The following is a 15,395-nucleotide window of genomic DNA, read 5'->3' as shown; positions in this document are numbered from 1 at the left end:
CACCTTAGCTTACTAGCTTATCTTATTTGACTCAGTAAAAAAGAACCGCCGGCGTTAACTTCTGGTTGTAATATTTCAGACAAGGTGAAGTTACCTAATATGCTGTAGCCTTCATTTATAAAATATCCGCTAACCTTACCATTAGCCAACTTATCGTTATGTGATGCAAAGTTAACCTGTAAATCTAATAGCCCTTGGTCAAAAACGCCGTCCATCGCGGCAAACCATTCACCGGTATTATCGTTAAACGACAGCTGACTGTCTGTGACTCTCGCGCTATTAAAATTAATATTCATCGACATCGCTAAGTTACTAATTTCACCATTACTGCTGATAACCGAATATTGTTCAATTTGCGAAAATAAAACTTCACCGCTGCGTTCCATTCCTGTGTCTATAGCCCAAGTAGCTGTTTGCAACTCGTTACTCACAAAGGTTTGCGACCCTTTACTGTCTATTGCTATTGAATTAAATGGTTCGTTATTAACAAGTAAATTGTCTTTACCTGACTTAAAGTGCAAAGGGTTAGCCACAAGTGGTAAGTTAGCAAGTAAATCATTACCATACCCATCAGAGAAAACGGCTGGAACGGTGAGTAAAAATTCAACTCGTCCATCGGCTCTAACAATAGCAAATTTATAGGCTAATGTGGGGCCAAGTGAGAAGTGCATTTTTTCTGAACCAGCTAATACGTCGATATCAATGATGCCTTGCCAGGTAGCTAAATATAAGTCGTCATCAAGTAATTGAACTTGATAATGTGTCCCACGAACACCAATACTTGCTACCGGTGTTTGCATTTTATAGTTATTAGTCGCTTTATTTAAAGCCCCGGTTACTGTGCGCAAGCCCCCTTTGAGTAATGTCATCGCAACACGACCCTCTTTACTTGATTCGTTAAAATCATAGTGATTAATGGCTAATTGGCTGTCGGATGATATAGATAACAAGCCACCATCAATCATTCTCAGTTGGGCGGCACTGCTTGCTCCTGTTTTTACGATATCTTCTGTAAATATCGGCGAGCGTCTTGTTAAATTTCGAATGTTCTGGTCAATCTCAGCATTAACATAACCTTTGGCGACAATTGTTTTACCCGCATTATTAGCAGCCTGTAAAGTTGAAGTAACAGACAAGAGGATGATGCAAAAGAAGAGTGAGTTATTCATGATTCTCCCGTGACTAAAAGTCATACTGAGCACCTAACCAAAATTTATAACGGTTGAATTCGTATAAAGGAAGGTTACTGCTGTTATTTAAATAACTGATTTTGGCAAGTAAGCGCCATTGGGCAGTGTATTGGAAGCCAAAATCAAGCTCTGCTCGAATAAAAGTATCATCTCGAACACGATTGAAAATTTTATCAGCTGCATTATGTTTACCCGTTAAATAATCAATAGAGGCTTGATAATCCCACGCGGTATTAATTGTTTGCTTGAGGCTATAGCCTAGCCCCCAAAAATCTCTAGCGGAAAAGTCATCAGTTGATTGACTGGCTTCTTCTTTGGCTAACCTCAATGTAAAACGATGTGAACCCTTATAAAATGGTTGTTCTAACCATGTTTCAAGCAATGATTGTTGTTTGTTAAGGTAGGTTTCTTTACTGTAATCTTCGACTGATAGTGAATAATCAGCACCTAATTTGATGTCATGCCAAACAGTACGGGTAATGCCAAATTTAGCACCATAATAATCAAGGAAGTCTTCACCATCTAGCCATAGAGGACGATAAAAAAGGCTGATATTAACATCATAAGACTTTATATGTGCCTGATAACCGGTAAAGAAACTGGCAAAGGTTTTAGATAAAGCAAGCTCATCAGAAAAGCCAACATGTAATAATGACGCTGAGGCATACCATGTAGATAATTGATTTATTGGTTTAATAAAAGCTGTTTGTGCTTGTATATTATAAGAGGCGCTGTTTACCTCTTTGCTCTGTTGAAATAAGCGTACCTGCCCAAGTTGAGGTATGGTTATAAATTCATCAGAACTGCCATTATTTGCATTGCTGTCAGTGCCTAAACCCGCTCTCAGCCAACTTCGCCAATAACCATCGGCTTCTAGCGTTCTTTTTGTTATCGCTTCAAGATATCGCGTAACCATTGCTGATAATTTTGTTGAAATATTATACTTTGATAATAATAAAAACTCGGTGTTAGCGGCTTTATAGTTTTTAAGTTGATAATAAGTGATTGCTAAACCTAAGCGAGCGTCAATGGAATTAGAATGAACAAGTAAAACACGTTCAAAAGCAAAAACGGCTTGATGGTATTTACCAACGGCGCGAGCAGCTAGGGCAAAAGCCAAATCAAATTGGGGCTCTCCTTCAAAATCAATTACACTTGCATTGGCTAATTGAAAAGCTTGGGTATTTTTTTGGTTTTTTAATAAATTAAGAATTTTTTCAGACGGCGAAAAACTCGCCAGAGCAGGAAGACAGAAGGTAAATAATAGTAGAAACAAAAAACGGCAAGATTTTTTATTATTATAAAACGTATTTATCATTTTAAGCCACTTAAGTAATTATCAAATAAGGTGTATTCAGCTGGTTAAGTTGACAAACTTTTAACTGATTTTAGTTAAAAGTTTATGGTTGGTTTATCAATAACGCTTTTAAAAACAATAGATACAATTTATATTTTAAGCAAATAATAAACCTGGTATATGTTGATAAAAGCACATAAGCCAACCGTAACGTTAAAATGAAATGATTTTATTGTTGAGATATTTTTGTCTTACTTTTCTAGTGGTAACTCTACAGCTTTAATTCATGTAAAAAAGACTGGCCATAATCCATTGCCTCTAAGGTAAATAAGCTGGCTAAAGTTTGTCCCAAATCAGCAAAGCTATTGCGCTGACCTAAGTTTATCGAATCGATATGATTGTGATAAGCGATGACTGGCACAAATTCACGGGTATGATCATTGCCTGGCCAAGTAGGATCACAACCGTGATCGGCGGTTAATAGCAGTAAATCATCATCAGCCATTTGATCTAAAAATTCAGCTAATCGTTCATCGAAATATTCTAGCGCTTCGCCAAAACCAACCGGATCGCGTCGATGACCAAAGTCTTGATCAAAATTGACTAAATTGGTAAAAATAATACTTTTATCGGGGGCGGTTTTCATATGGGCAAGCGTTGCATCTAACAACGCAGGAATGCCGGTTGCCTTGGTTTTGATACTAATACCCTGATGGGCAAAAATATCGGCAATTTTACCTACACTGATGACAGTACCATCGGTCTGTGTTAATTTTTCTAATACGGTGGTTGCCGGAGGCAATACTGAATAATCTCTGCGATTACCTGTTCGCTCAAAATCGGCAGGGCTTTCACCAATAAAAGGGCGAGCGATCACACGTCCTATATTCAACGGATCGAGTATTACCCGCACTTGTTGACAATAGTTATAAAGATTATCTAAGCCAAAGTGTTGTTCATGAGCGGCAACTTGGAAAACACTGTCGCCGGAGGTGTAACAAATCGGTAAACCTGTTTTTATATGTTGTTCGCCTAAGTCAGCAATAATATTGGTACCAGAAGCATGGCAATTTCCTAACATATCAGCATAGCCTGTGGCTTGATTTATTTGGGCCATGAGCTCTGCTGAGAAGCTATTTTTCTTATCAGTAAAGTAAGTCCAATCAAATAGCACCGGCACTCCTGCCATTTCCCAGTGACCACTAGGGGTATCCTTACCGGTACTTATTTCAGCAGCATAACCATAAGCGCCTTTAGTGGGCTTTACGGGTTCAACACAAAGCGTGCGACCTGACGCTTGTTGGCAAGCGTTAACTAAACCGAGTTTACTTAAATGAGGAAGTTTTAAAGGGCGTCCTTTAGTTGCTTGAAATTTTTCGGCTAAATTTGCAAAGGTGTTGGCATTAACATCACCAAAAGCTTCTGCATCAGGGGCATGACCTAAGCCAAAACCGTCAATGACCAAGATAATTGCTCTCGACATAATCGTTCTCTTTTATGAATTTATTTAAAGGGGGCGGTAAAAATTAAGGCGACTTTACAGTCGCCTTAATAAAGGTGTTAATTTCAGTTGAGCATCAATAATTAGGTAATGAGTTGATGTATTACTGGTTCAACCGTTACTGGCGTTGCTGAAATTTCAACCGCACTTAAGTATTGCTTAATCGCTTGAGTTGCTTGCGCGTCATCTTTGGCATGAACAATAGCAATGATGTCACCTTCAGCCACTTTCGTGCCTTTTGGTTTAATATCACTAAAGCCGACACTGTAATCTAAGCTTTGATTATGGTCGACACGACCGCCACCCATTTCAACTAATGCCATACCTATAGCTCGAGTATCCATAATGCCAATGTAACCGGCTTGTGCTGCGACAATGTTTTTAGTCATATTAGCTTTAGGCAGTAAACTTTCACTGTGGGTTAATAAGTTAGCTGGACCGCCCATTGCGGCGATCATTTTGCCAAATATCTCAGCGGCTTTACCTGATGTAAGTGCCTCTTCGGCTAACGTTGTTGCTTGTTCGATATCACTGGCTATTTTACTGGTTAATAACATCCGCGCAGCAAGGGCAATTGTGACTTCATGCAATCTTGGCTCACGGTATTTACCGGTTAAATAATCAATAGTTTCTTGTATTTCAAGAGAGTTACCGACCGTAGTACCTAACGGTTGATTCATATCCGTGATTAATGCTTGTGTCGGCGTTCCTGCGCCATTGGCGACAGACACGATTGAGTGAGCTAATGCTTGCGCAGATTCAATATCCGCCATCATCGCACCATTGCCTACCTTTACATCCATAACTAAAGATTCAAGACCGGCTGCTAATTTTTTCGATAAAATAGAAGCGGTGATCAATGGGATGGATTCTACTGTGCTGGTAACATCTCGGATAGAATACAGACGTTTATCAGCTGGGGCTAAATCTTTAGTCTGTGAAATAATGGCTGTGCCTTGCTCTTTAACTGTCGCTTGGAATTCTGCTAGGCTAGGGCGAACATTAAAGCCAGGAATGGCTTCCAATTTATCAACTGTGCCGCCAGTATGGCCTAAACCTTGCCCAGCAATCATAGGTACATTCGCGCCACATGCCGCCACTATTGGCGCTAGCATTAAACTGACTTTATCACCAACACCACCGGTTGAATGCTTATCAACAATGGGTTTGTCTAATTTATTCTGCCAATCAACAACCGTACCCGAGTCACGCATCGCCATGGTGAGATTAACCACTTCATCAGTTGTCATGCCATTAAGCCAGATAGCCATTGCCATAGAGCCAACTTGTGCATCGGTGAAATCACCTGTTTTGAGACCATCTACAAAGCATTGTATTTCATCTACAGTTAAGGCTTGTTTATTACGTTTTTGACGAATGATATTTTGAGGTAAGTGCATAGTGATCCCTTTAGATAATAATTGAGTTGAAAAGCATTAGGTAACAATTATGTAAACGTCCATACTTTCAATTTTGTTAATCGGTTGCTAATAGCAAAGCTATGTATTGTTTTTATTTAGTATTATAGTGGTGACATAACTCGCTGTTATATACATTTAATAGCCATATATTGTGTTTTCCTGACTCATGTGTCAAGATCTAATCGTATTTTTCTGACCATTTGGTCAGATTATTGTTCTGTTCCTGTTGTTTTATTAAAAGAGTATTGTCATGTCCCTGTTAGAAGTCTTTGGTTATGTCGCAAGTGTGTTAATCGCTTTGTCGTTAATGATGTCTAATATCAAACGATTGCGTTGGATAAATTTATTTGGTGCTGCTGCCTTTAGTGTTTACGGCTACTTTATTGATGCCTACCCCGTTTTTATTTTAAACGGTTGGATAGCGTTGGTTGATATATACTATTTAATTCGTATTTATCAAGAAAAAGATAAATTTGATCTCATTAAATTAAAATCGGTGGAATCATCATTCTTTAACTTGTTAAAAGAACGTTACGGTAAAGATATCATTAGCTTGTGTAAAAACTTTCAGTGGCAGCAACTTGATGATGCCGTAGTATTGTTATTGTTTAGAAACATGAAACCCGTGGGGTTATTTGCTTATAGAGAGTTAGATGAGGATGGCAAGGTTGAAGTGCTACTCGACTATATTATTCCTGAGGACAGAGACTTTAAAGCCGCTAAATTTATGTTCTCTGCTGAACAAAACCAACTAAGACAAGAAGGTATTAAACATTTAATTGTTGAGCCATCAGATGATGCTCACGAACTTTACCTCAGACGTGTCGGCTTTACCAAAAAGGCTAATCATTACCAATTGCTATTAAATTGAGCCTAATAGCCAAGGCAGCACGATAAATACTGAGTTATTAGCTTTAACAACAAAACCCCTCCGCATTACCGCTAAGTGATGTGGCAGGGTTTTTCGCTGCTAGCGCGTTAGTTCTTTTGGGAATTTTCTAACTCTTTAATCTGCACGGCTATTTTTTCAGCTTCAGCGGTGATCATCGAATATGACTTAATATCACCGTTTCTTTGTGAAAACATCGCTTGCTCAAGCTTAGCTTCATAGAGTTTATTCAATTTTTTTATCGGGTCTTTTTTAAATATTCCAAACATTTTATTTACCATTGAGTTGGTTATTGTTAGTTATACGTATACAAATCGATTTTGGTTTTTATTATTTACACTTTTCACTAAAAACTTATTGTATCGTACAATTAGGTGCAAATTTTTATTATAAATATCAGAGAAAAAAATGGAAAAAAGTAAATTCAGCTCAGAATGGTCCTTGCTGCAAAATCAGTTTGATAGCTATGAGAAACATTCGCTCTATATAAAACTTATTGCCGTTATCGTTTTATTATCAGCCATTATATCGAATGTAATAGCGATCCCTATCTTTTTAATCTTAGTCGTTTTATGGCTACAAGATGCTATTTGGAAGACATTTCAATCACGTATTGAGACACGGCTTTTACAGCTAGAAAAATATATTTCAGCCGACAGTAGTGAAAATGTATGTCAATTTAATTCTGAATATCATAAAGTTAGCTTATCAGGTCTTGCCTTAATTAAGGAATATGCCTGTCAATCAATTAGACCTACCATTGCATTTCCTCATATAGTATTAATATTTATCTTATTGGTTCAAAATGTGTTGTAGGGGTTAGCTTATATTGATAAATCATTTATGATTTTAGCTAGCTATTGTTTTATTCGCGTCAATATGGCGTTATATTTTGGATAATTATTATGAACTTAGACAAATCGACCAAACGTATAGAAAAAAGAGTTAAGAAAGGATTTCAAGGCTACCCACAAATCTCATTAGCTTATTTTGGCGAGTCAGCTGATTGTGCTACTGAAGTTGTTGTTGGTTTTATTGCAGCAGAAGGTGATGCCCCACAAGAACAAAAATTTACCAGTAAAGGTGATGCGAGAAAAGATGAAACTATTCAAACAACGTTATTAAAAGTTATTGAACGCGCTGATGCAAAAACAGTCGTAGAAGTTGCGGGTGTTAGCCTTATTAAATAATGTTGTTGGCCAATTACGGTTGGTTAATAAGTTAGTCAACAATGAGTTTAGACATTAAAGATGACAATAATTTACAGATTTTCTGATGACCATATAAAGCAAGTTCATCAACTTTATAAAAGTGTATGGTGGGGTAAAGAACGCTCACTCGAAGACACTCAAAATTGTATTCGTGGTTCTCAAATTTGCATTGGTATTCTCGATGAAGACCATAAGCTCATTGGTTTTACGCGAATTATCAGCGACTTTATCTACAAAGCAATAATATTTGATGTCATTGTGAGCGCCTCTCATCGGGGTAATGGTACTGGTCAGCAATTGATGAGTCTGGTTAAAAACCACGATCAATTAGTCAAGGTAAAACATTTTGAATTATATTGCTTACCTGAACTGGAGAGTTTTTATAAAAATCTCGGCTTTTCAACGGATGTCGGTGGTATAAAGTTAATGCGCTGCAGCAATAGTTAATTTTGTGTAAAAACCTCCCATGCTTTAGCTGAACTACGGGCAATACTGTTAAACTATTATTTCTAAAAAAGATCGACTTAGCCTGTTGATTTATTATTACAGATAGGATTTAATCCACACGTGGGTTATTAGAATAAATACTCAAATTGTATGTTTTTAATAATCACACCAGAAGAGGAGCAGTAGCTAGGTAGATAACACGAAGAACCACCATTCTTTTGACTGTTATTGAGGGAGACTATTGCCGAGAATAATTAGCGAGTGGCGTTATTTATTCGGTTACTAGGGCTGAATCCTTAGGATTGTCACCTCTAGTTAGTATGTTTAGTACTAACTAGATTATGGTGGAGAGCTTCTGGCTGAAAAGTTTAGTTTATCTTACCAAGAACACTTCTTTATTCAGCCATGCTCTTCCTTGAAGTTTATCAAGTTACCCAATACTTATTACTGGGTGCTTAATTAGGGAGACCTTAGATGTCATTATTACCTTTTACTGTTGCAAAATTTGGCGGCACAAGTCTAGCTGATCATCAAGCGATGTTGCGATGCGCTCAGATAATTAAAAACGATGCAAGTAATAAAGTTGTCGTTGTATCGGCAAGTTCAGGCGTTACTAATTTACTGGTTCGTCTAAGTCAAAAAGATGTACCTCAGCATGAACAATTAGCAATTATTAGCAGCATTCGCGCTATCCAATTCAATATTACCCAACATTTAGCTGAAGAAACACAGCTAAACTTTCAAATTGATCAACTGCTAAATGAGTTAAGCGAGTTTTCTAACGCGCAATCCCTTAATTATTGCTCACGTATAGCCGATGCAATCTTGTCATTTGGTGAACAAATGAGTTCACGTATCTTTGCACAAGTCCTTAAATCTGTTGGTGTTAATGGCGAAATGTTTGATGTTCGCCAAGTCATGAAAACCAATGCAGTATACGGTAAGGCCGTGGTTAACCTTGAATTGCTTGCTGATAATGCGCAGCAATCTCTTACGCCTTTACTGGTTGATAAAGTTATCGTTACCCAAGGCTTTATTGGTCAAGACGAAGACGGTCATACTACAACCTTAGGCCGCGGCGGATCTGACTACAGTGCTGCACTTTTAGCCGAAGCGTTACACGCTGATAATCTCTCTATTTGGACCGATGTTGTTGGAATCTTCACCACAGATCCACGTATTACCGAGCATGCTCGTGCTATTAAAGAAATCAGTTTTGGTGAAGCGGCTGAAATGGCGACTTTTGGCGCAAAAATTCTTCATCCCGCAACACTCATTCCTGCGATGAGAAAGAATATTCCAGTTTTTGTTGGTTCAAGTAAGGAACCAGAGAAGGGTGGTACACGCATTCAGCAGTTTGTTGAATCAAGCCCAATATATCGCTCAATAGCCCTACGTAGAGAGCAAACATTAGTAACGGTAAAGAGTCCGGCCATGCTACATGCTAGTGGTTTTCTCGCACAAGTCTTTGGTATTTTAGCCAAACATGAACTGAGTGTTGATTTAATTACCACCAGTGAAATCAGTGTTGCGCTAACCTTTGACAATCCAACGGGTTCGACGCAAGCGCTTTTAAATTCAACCGTTGTTGAAGAATTAGAACAGCTTTGTGAAGTTACCGTAGAACACGGTTTATCGTTAATAGCGGTAATAGGAAATAAAATGCATCGCAGTAATGGCGTTGGTACCAGTATTTTTGAAACTATCTCAGGGATAAACGTGCGAATGATTTGTCATGGCGCCAGTGAACATAACTTATGTTTCTTAGTTGATGAGAAACAAGCAAATGAAACCGTTGAAAAGCTACACAATGCTTTGTTTTCATAAGCTTTAACCGTATTGTTTACATTGCACAGCACAGCACAGCACAGCACTGAAAAAAGATAAAACACGCTACCGTGTTTTATCTTATTTATCACTATTCGTAACTCAGTGGATCGCTAACATTATTATCACTAAAGGCTTCTAAACGCTCTTGGCAGGCGCCACATTTTCCACAGGCTTTTTCACGGCCGTTATAGCATGTCCACGTATTATCATAGCTTAAGCCCATTTTTAAGCCATCTGTTAAAATATCACTTTTAGTAACCGTTAAATAAGGGCTAAATATTTCTACTGATTCGTAGTTAGCTATTTTACAGACCTCATTCATTTTCATGACAAATTCGGGACGACAATCAGGATATATTGCATGATCCCCTGAATGTGCGCCGTAATAAACTTGGCTAGCTCCCACTGAAACAGCATAACCGACCGCAAGTGATAACAAAATCATGTTACGGTTAGGAACAACCGTTGATTTCATACTTTCAGCCTCGTAATGACCTTCAGGAATATCAATGTTATCGGTTAATGATGAACCAGCAAGTAATTGATTAATCGCTGATATATCGATAATTTTATGGTTTACATCAAGTGATTGACAAACCGTACTGGCAAATTTAATTTCTTTGACATGACGCTGTCCGTAATCAAAGGTTAATGCGAACACTTCTTTACCATCATGCAAGGCGCGATTAAGCACAGTGAATGAGTCCATGCCACCAGAATAAATAACAACAACTTTGTTTGTCATTTCTAAAGTCTCTTAGGGTATAATTAATATCGCGCATTTTACTTCAATTTACACCAGCAATAAACAGGCAAAAACCCCGATGACCGTAAAATATAAAATTAATGAATTATTTGAAACTATTCAAGGAGAGGGCGCTTTTACCGGTCAACCTTCAATTTTTATCCGTTTACAAGGTTGCCCCGTTGCTTGCTCGTGGTGTGATACTAAGCATACTTGGGCAATAAACCTTGAAGATGAAGTCACACCGAACGCTATGTTAACAAAAGAAGCTGAATCTCAAACGTGGTCAGCGCTTACGGTTAAAGATATTTTAGCGATGATAACGGCAGAAGGCTATCAAGCCAAACACATCGTTATTACTGGCGGCGAACCGGCAATGGTTGACTTATTGCCTCTGTGCCAAGCACTAGAAACACATGGTTTTAGTTGTCAATTAGAAACATCGGGTACTTTTGAATTACAAGTATCAGCTAAGTGCTGGGTGACTGTTTCTCCAAAAGTAAACATGAAGGGGGGCTATAAAATTTTAAACTCAGCGATGTTACGTGCCAATGAAATTAAACATCCAGTGGCGACTGAGCAACATATAGACGACTTAAAAGCGTTATTAGCCGAACATAATATTGTTAACACCCAAGTTTACTTGCAACCCATTAGCCAAAAAGAACGGGCAACAGCGTTAGCGATAAAAAGTTGTATTGAAAATAATTGGCGTTTATCAGTTCAAGTACATAAATATTTAGGAATCGAGTAAATAATTACTTTACCTGCAATGGCAAGGTAATCGACACCGTGACACCTTGCGGATTATGATGATTACTTGCCATGATATGCCCCTGATGAAATTCACAAATCAAGCGCGCAATATATAAGCCTAATCCCAAATGAGGGGTCTTATCTTCTTTTATTTGCGGTGTTTTACGCATTGAAACCATAGAATCAAAAAGTCGCTCTTCCATCGTTTCGGGCAATAACGTGCCGTTATTGCTAACGTGAATTGTGATGTCTTTATTTTTCAACGCTGTGGTTATGAAAAGTTTATTATCTTCACTAAACTCTACGGCATTAGTGACAACCTTATCTAATAATTGGGCAATATGCTCAGGTGAGCCCGCCAACATTACTTTTTTATCTGAGGCCAAATACTCAATAGCAAAGTTAGGGTATATCTGCTGATATCCTTGTACACAACCATTAAGCACGTCGAAGACATTAAAACTGACCTTGTCAGTTTGATTGAGCATTTGTTCAAGACGAGTCGCTTCACTCATATTCGTTAAAATATTGTTTAAGCGACTGATACCACTTTGGGCACGGTCAATATAAGCGGAACTGTTCTCAGGTAAGGCTTGTAAAGACAAATTCTCCAAGGAGGTTCTTACAATCGCTATCGGTGTGCGGAGTTCATGAGAGAGTCGTGACGACATATTTTCTAAATAATGATTGTACTGGCTTAAACGATTTACCGCCGTTGAAAAACTGCGAGAGAGATCGCCAATCTCATCATTCGCTGTTGATACTTGCATACTCTCGGCAATATCGTTATTGATTCGACCGTGTTCATCTATGGCAATTTCTGCCTGATTACGAAGTTGGCGAATGCGATTTGAAATACGTGACGCAAAAAAGAAAAAAGCGAAGGCACCCAATAACATAATCGCTAAAATTGAGGTGAATAATTTCTCTAAGGCTTTATTTCGTACACTTAAAATGCCATTGGTTGTTTCTTCAACAATGACCGCTCCATTGACCTTATCACTGATATAAATAGGGTAGGCAGCTGATATGATCACCGCTTTTTTGTCTGTGGTTAATCGCCATTGAGATTTTGGCGTACCCGCAAGCGCGGCTTCAATATGTTCACCGGTTAGGTTTTGTGTGTCGTAAAGACGGTCAATAAAATCATCTTGAGGTTTGTTGAGCAAATGTTGAAATAACGGTTGTAAGTATTTTTGTATCCAAGCATACCAAGAGCCATCGTTATCAGAGTTATTGATATTTTTTTGCCATAAGCCACTGGCTTTTTTTATGTCGCCACTTTTTGCTAGCACACGATGATGTTGATCAACCACCCAAATACGTGACTGCGTGTAACTCATGCCCTTTACTATGCGTTCAATTTCAGGTGACGGCACTAAAATGGTACCTAAGGTTGCTGCGCTACTAGGATCTGCACTGCCTATTATTGTTGTGGCTGCACTCAATGGCGCATCAACATCATGAATGGCAAAGGCTAAGCGGTCACTGATTTTAGTTAAAGGGATGCGAAGTTCAATATTATAACCTTGCTCGGTATCGCGCCATTGGCCTTGGATAAAGCTAACAGGTCTGGGAAATTGTAGCCGTTCATTACTTTCAAGGTCATTAATGCGATAGGCAGCAAGCCACCCCTGATTTTTGTTACTGACTATAAAACGTTGAAAATTGCCGTCAACATCGTTGAATGATAATTCCAGATGATCATTTTTGTTGATTGCTCGAGCATTTTCATCACGATAAATAACCGTATCGTCGACCACCTGAATAAAAAAGTATAAGTATTTATCATATTTTCCAACAGCGGCACTAAAATGGTTAGTGAGCTTATTAACGCTTAATTGCTGACCAAGCTGGTTGTTAACCCCATAATAGTGGGCCTTTTCTTGAAAGTTTGGCCAGTCGTTGGGTAAACCGTCCAAATTTATCGCTTGAGATAACTGATAACCGTAGAGGTCTTTACCTTTTTCAACATCGGGTAAAAAACTGGCTTGGTTATTAAAAAGGTTAGGGCGCTCATGCAGCGAAGTTGCGAGGGCTCTTGCTGTTCCTATGATGGTTTGTTCTTGACCAAAGCGTAAATACTTTTCCATTTCCCATACATATTGATAGCCAAACCATGGAATGGCAAAGAGAAAACTAGACAGGAGTAGCAGCTTGGTCCGTAAGCCAAAGCGAAAATGGAGCTTATTTTTCATCTTTGTTCCAACGATAGCCCATGCCATAAACTGTTTCTATGCAGTTAAAGTCTTTATCTATTTGGTTAAATTTTTTACGAATGCGTTTTACATGAGAAGTAATAGTACTGTCATCGACATAGATGTTGGAGTCTTTCATCAGTTGTTGACGGTTCTTAACATGTCCGGGGTTTTTAGCTAAGGCAAAAACCATCCAAAATTCGGTAATTGTTAAATCAACACTTTGTTGCTGCCAAACAATGCTCATTCGTTGATTGTCGATAGTTAGTGGCCCTAATGTTAGTAAACTACTTTCAGCGGTTGGCTGTTTTAGTGCTTCTTGGCGACGAAAGAGTGCCGCTATGCGTGCTGATAAATGTGGCAGGCTAATATCTTTAGTTAAATAATCGTCGGCGCCAATACGCAACCCTGACACCGTATCAACATCATTATCACGCGCAGTTAAAAAAATAATAGGCAAGGTCGTTGATATATTCCTAAGCCATTGGCATAGGGTAAAACCACCATCATATTCTTGTTCTAAGCCAATATCTAATATCACTAAGTGAGGCAAACTTATTGCAAAGGCCTTGCAGGCGCTTTCTCTATTAGCAAAGGTCTGCACTTGATAACCTTGAACGCGCAACACATCCGCATAGTTTTCTCTTATAGCGGCTTCATCTTCAACTATGGCAATTCGTTTTAACACTCGATACGACTCTCTGGGTTAACTTATTTTAAAGCACTATATAAGAGTTTTTTTATAAATGCGCGCAATTGTTGTAATTGCCACATTGTTGCCACATTTGTTCATTACTTTGCCTTTTTTGTGTCGTTTCAAAGCCTATTTTTCTTGTTTTAATTACCTCGTCAACAAAAAACACCTTAATCATTTAGGAATTAACATGAAAAAAATTAACAGTAAATTAAACCCAGCGAAACTTTTCTTAATCACAGCGCTTATTGCTGCACCGACATTAAGTCATTCTGCTTACGCCTTTGAAAAGTCGAATTTAACCACAAGCGAGTCGGTTGAACTTAGTGACAGAGATAAAGAAAGTATTGGCTTAGGTAGCGGTATGATTATTGGCGCGATATTTGGCGGTCCTATTGGCGCTATTTTAGTGGGAGCTACGGGTACACTTATTGCGAAAACACAAAACGACAAAGAAAATTTGAGTGAGCTACAGGCGTCATTGAAAAAGCAAGAGCAGAATTATTTACTGGCAGCTAGTCAGTTCCGTCGCGATTTACACCGCTCTGAACAAAATCATCAATTAGAATTATCAGTTTTAGAACAAAACGTTGATAAAAAACACCAAAATGTTAGTCAACTACAAGCTGAAAATTTACTGATGAGTTTACAATTTTCCACGGGCTCTAGTGACTTACAGCCACACTATAAAAGTCAAATCGTTGCTTTGGCAGAAATGTTACAACAATCGCCAAAACTCTTTATCGATTTATCAGGTTATACCGATAAACAAGGTAATAAAAAATTAAACCAAGCGCTGTCTATTGCTCGTGTTAACACCGTTAAAAATGCCTTAATTGACCAAGGTGTTAAAGCAGAGCGCATTAAGCTGTTTGCTTTTGGTGAGCAAGCGCCGGTTGTGGCTAACACGCAACAAGAAGTCAGTTTTTATGACCGACGTGTGGTAATAAAACTGCACAGTAACACCGAGCAAGTGGCTAATAATTATTAAGTGTTGTTTTAAGTGAAGGTATAGGCGTGTCTATTAATTTAAATAACAGAAGGAGGTGAAACTATAAATAATTAAATAGTGTACTAAATACAGAATAAATTTAAAACCAAGGATACTCCCATAACTCCTTGGTTTTTTTATTTGAACGTTTACTATTTTTTAAACTTATGATTATGGTACAGACTTAATACTAATTATTAAGTTACCTGGTCATTGATCAGAGAT

Annotated in this window: 15 protein-coding genes and 1 riboswitch; of the genes, 7 read left to right on the top strand and 8 right to left on the bottom strand. The window is 38.2% G+C overall.

The window, feature by feature from the left end; genetic code table 11:
* Window positions 1-17: 17 nt before the first annotated feature.
* The 4 genes from ESZ26_RS08140 to deoA form a co-directional block, all read right to left on the bottom strand.
* Window positions 18-1,169, bottom strand: a complete 1,152-nt coding sequence (locus ESZ26_RS08140; protein ID WP_170246337.1) for a FecR family protein — start codon at window positions 1,167-1,169, stop codon at window positions 18-20.
* Window positions 1,170-1,182: 13 nt separating this feature from the next.
* A complete protein-coding gene (locus tag ESZ26_RS08135) occupies window positions 1,183-2,508 on the bottom strand; it encodes a tetratricopeptide repeat protein (RefSeq protein WP_146799245.1) in 1,326 nt (441 codons plus the stop codon).
* 250 nt (window positions 2,509-2,758) lie between these two features.
* Window positions 2,759-3,970, bottom strand: coding sequence for a phosphopentomutase (locus tag ESZ26_RS08130; RefSeq protein WP_146799244.1), 1,212 nt, complete (start codon window positions 3,968-3,970; stop codon window positions 2,759-2,761).
* A 101-nt stretch (window positions 3,971-4,071) separates the two neighbouring features.
* The gene (deoA, locus tag ESZ26_RS08125) at window positions 4,072-5,388 is read right to left on the bottom strand and encodes a thymidine phosphorylase (RefSeq protein ID WP_146799243.1); all 1,317 of its coding nucleotides are present in this window, start codon (window positions 5,386-5,388) and stop codon (window positions 4,072-4,074) included.
* A 271-nt stretch (window positions 5,389-5,659) separates the two neighbouring features.
* Here deoA and ESZ26_RS08120 point away from each other — a divergent pair, with 271 nt between their 5' ends.
* Window positions 5,660-6,280: a hypothetical protein gene (locus ESZ26_RS08120; protein ID WP_146799242.1), complete on the top strand. Its 621-nt coding sequence runs from the start codon at window positions 5,660-5,662 to the stop codon at window positions 6,278-6,280.
* A 107-nt stretch (window positions 6,281-6,387) separates the two neighbouring features.
* Here the strand turns inward: ESZ26_RS08120 and ESZ26_RS08115 are convergent, their stop codons facing one another.
* Window positions 6,388-6,567 (bottom strand): DUF6435 family protein, encoded by a 180-nt coding sequence (locus tag ESZ26_RS08115; RefSeq protein ID WP_146799241.1) that lies wholly within the window; start codon window positions 6,565-6,567, stop codon window positions 6,388-6,390.
* A gap of 139 nt (window positions 6,568-6,706) precedes the next feature.
* Between ESZ26_RS08115 and ESZ26_RS08110 the strand changes: the two genes are divergently transcribed.
* The 4 genes from ESZ26_RS08110 to lysC all read left to right on the top strand — a co-directional run bounded on the left by ESZ26_RS08110 (window position 6,707) and on the right by lysC (window position 9,783).
* Window positions 6,707-7,114, top strand: a complete 408-nt coding sequence (locus tag ESZ26_RS08110; RefSeq protein ID WP_146799240.1) for a hypothetical protein — start codon at window positions 6,707-6,709, stop codon at window positions 7,112-7,114.
* Between the two features lie 89 nt (window positions 7,115-7,203).
* Window positions 7,204-7,488 (top strand): hypothetical protein, encoded by a 285-nt coding sequence (locus ESZ26_RS08105; RefSeq protein WP_146799239.1) that lies wholly within the window; start codon window positions 7,204-7,206, stop codon window positions 7,486-7,488.
* A gap of 60 nt (window positions 7,489-7,548) precedes the next feature.
* On the top strand, window positions 7,549-7,956 hold the full coding sequence (locus ESZ26_RS08100) for a GNAT family N-acetyltransferase (protein WP_146799238.1): 408 nt from the start codon (window positions 7,549-7,551) through the stop codon (window positions 7,954-7,956).
* Between the two features lie 164 nt (window positions 7,957-8,120).
* Window positions 8,121-8,319, top strand: a riboswitch (Lysine riboswitch).
* A 111-nt stretch (window positions 8,320-8,430) separates the two neighbouring features.
* Window positions 8,431-9,783: a lysine-sensitive aspartokinase 3 gene (lysC, locus tag ESZ26_RS08095; protein WP_146799237.1), complete on the top strand. Its 1,353-nt coding sequence runs from the start codon at window positions 8,431-8,433 to the stop codon at window positions 9,781-9,783.
* Window positions 9,784-9,874: 91 nt separating this feature from the next.
* Here the strand turns inward: lysC and queC are convergent, their stop codons facing one another.
* Window positions 9,875-10,531: a 7-cyano-7-deazaguanine synthase QueC gene (gene queC, locus ESZ26_RS08090; RefSeq protein ID WP_146799236.1), complete on the bottom strand. Its 657-nt coding sequence runs from the start codon at window positions 10,529-10,531 to the stop codon at window positions 9,875-9,877.
* Window positions 10,532-10,610: 79 nt separating this feature from the next.
* Between queC and queE the strand changes: the two genes are divergently transcribed.
* Complete coding sequence (gene queE / locus ESZ26_RS08085) at window positions 10,611-11,285, top strand: 7-carboxy-7-deazaguanine synthase QueE (protein WP_146799235.1); 675 nt, start codon at window positions 10,611-10,613, stop codon at window positions 11,283-11,285.
* Window positions 11,286-11,289: 4 nt separating this feature from the next.
* On the opposite strand, the gene pdsS is transcribed toward queE, so the two are convergent.
* Entirely contained in the window at window positions 11,290-13,485 is a 2,196-nt protein-coding gene (gene pdsS, locus ESZ26_RS08080; protein WP_146799234.1) for a proteobacterial dedicated sortase system histidine kinase, read from the bottom strand.
* A complete protein-coding gene (gene pdsR, locus ESZ26_RS08075) occupies window positions 13,475-14,173 on the bottom strand; it encodes a proteobacterial dedicated sortase system response regulator (protein WP_070376832.1) in 699 nt (232 codons plus the stop codon). Before pdsR ends, pdsS begins: the two co-directional genes overlap by 11 nt.
* Window positions 14,174-14,369: 196 nt before the next feature.
* Here pdsR and pdsO point away from each other — a divergent pair, with 196 nt between their 5' ends.
* A complete protein-coding gene (pdsO, locus tag ESZ26_RS08070) occupies window positions 14,370-15,170 on the top strand; it encodes a sortase-associated OmpA-like protein PdsO (protein ID WP_170246336.1) in 801 nt (266 codons plus the stop codon).
* Window positions 15,171-15,395: the final 225 nt, after the last annotated feature.

The sequence above is a fragment of the Colwellia hornerae genome (assembly GCF_007954355.1).
Classification (GTDB): Bacteria; Pseudomonadota; Gammaproteobacteria; order Enterobacterales; family Alteromonadaceae; genus Colwellia_A; species Colwellia_A hornerae.
Note: the sequence above shows the minus strand (reverse complement) of the source record. Positions and strands in the feature narration are given on the sequence as shown.

What these genes read in the sequence shown, in the direction of transcription:
- ESZ26_RS08140 (WP_170246337.1), bottom strand. Translation starts at nt 1,169, where the DNA reads ATGAATAACTCACTCTTCTTTTGCATCATCCTCTTGTCTGTTACTTCA.
- ESZ26_RS08135 (WP_146799245.1), bottom strand. Translation starts at nt 2,508, where the DNA reads ATGATAAATACGTTTTATAATAATAAAAAATCTTGCCGTTTTTTGTTT.
- ESZ26_RS08130 (WP_146799244.1), bottom strand. Translation starts at nt 3,970, where the DNA reads ATGTCGAGAGCAATTATCTTGGTCATTGACGGTTTTGGCTTAGGTCAT.
- deoA (WP_146799243.1), bottom strand. Translation starts at nt 5,388, where the DNA reads ATGCACTTACCTCAAAATATCATTCGTCAAAAACGTAATAAACAAGCC.
- ESZ26_RS08120 (WP_146799242.1), top strand. Translation starts at nt 5,660, where the DNA reads ATGTCCCTGTTAGAAGTCTTTGGTTATGTCGCAAGTGTGTTAATCGCT.
- ESZ26_RS08115 (WP_146799241.1), bottom strand. Translation starts at nt 6,567, where the DNA reads ATGTTTGGAATATTTAAAAAAGACCCGATAAAAAAATTGAATAAACTC.
- ESZ26_RS08110 (WP_146799240.1), top strand. Translation starts at nt 6,707, where the DNA reads ATGGAAAAAAGTAAATTCAGCTCAGAATGGTCCTTGCTGCAAAATCAG.
- ESZ26_RS08105 (WP_146799239.1), top strand. Translation starts at nt 7,204, where the DNA reads ATGAACTTAGACAAATCGACCAAACGTATAGAAAAAAGAGTTAAGAAA.
- ESZ26_RS08100 (WP_146799238.1), top strand. Translation starts at nt 7,549, where the DNA reads ATGACAATAATTTACAGATTTTCTGATGACCATATAAAGCAAGTTCAT.
- lysC (WP_146799237.1), top strand. Translation starts at nt 8,431, where the DNA reads ATGTCATTATTACCTTTTACTGTTGCAAAATTTGGCGGCACAAGTCTA.
- queC (WP_146799236.1), bottom strand. Translation starts at nt 10,531, where the DNA reads ATGACAAACAAAGTTGTTGTTATTTATTCTGGTGGCATGGACTCATTC.
- queE (WP_146799235.1), top strand. Translation starts at nt 10,611, where the DNA reads ATGACCGTAAAATATAAAATTAATGAATTATTTGAAACTATTCAAGGA.
- pdsS (WP_146799234.1), bottom strand. Translation starts at nt 13,485, where the DNA reads ATGAAAAATAAGCTCCATTTTCGCTTTGGCTTACGGACCAAGCTGCTA.
- pdsO (WP_170246336.1), top strand. Translation starts at nt 14,370, where the DNA reads ATGAAAAAAATTAACAGTAAATTAAACCCAGCGAAACTTTTCTTAATC.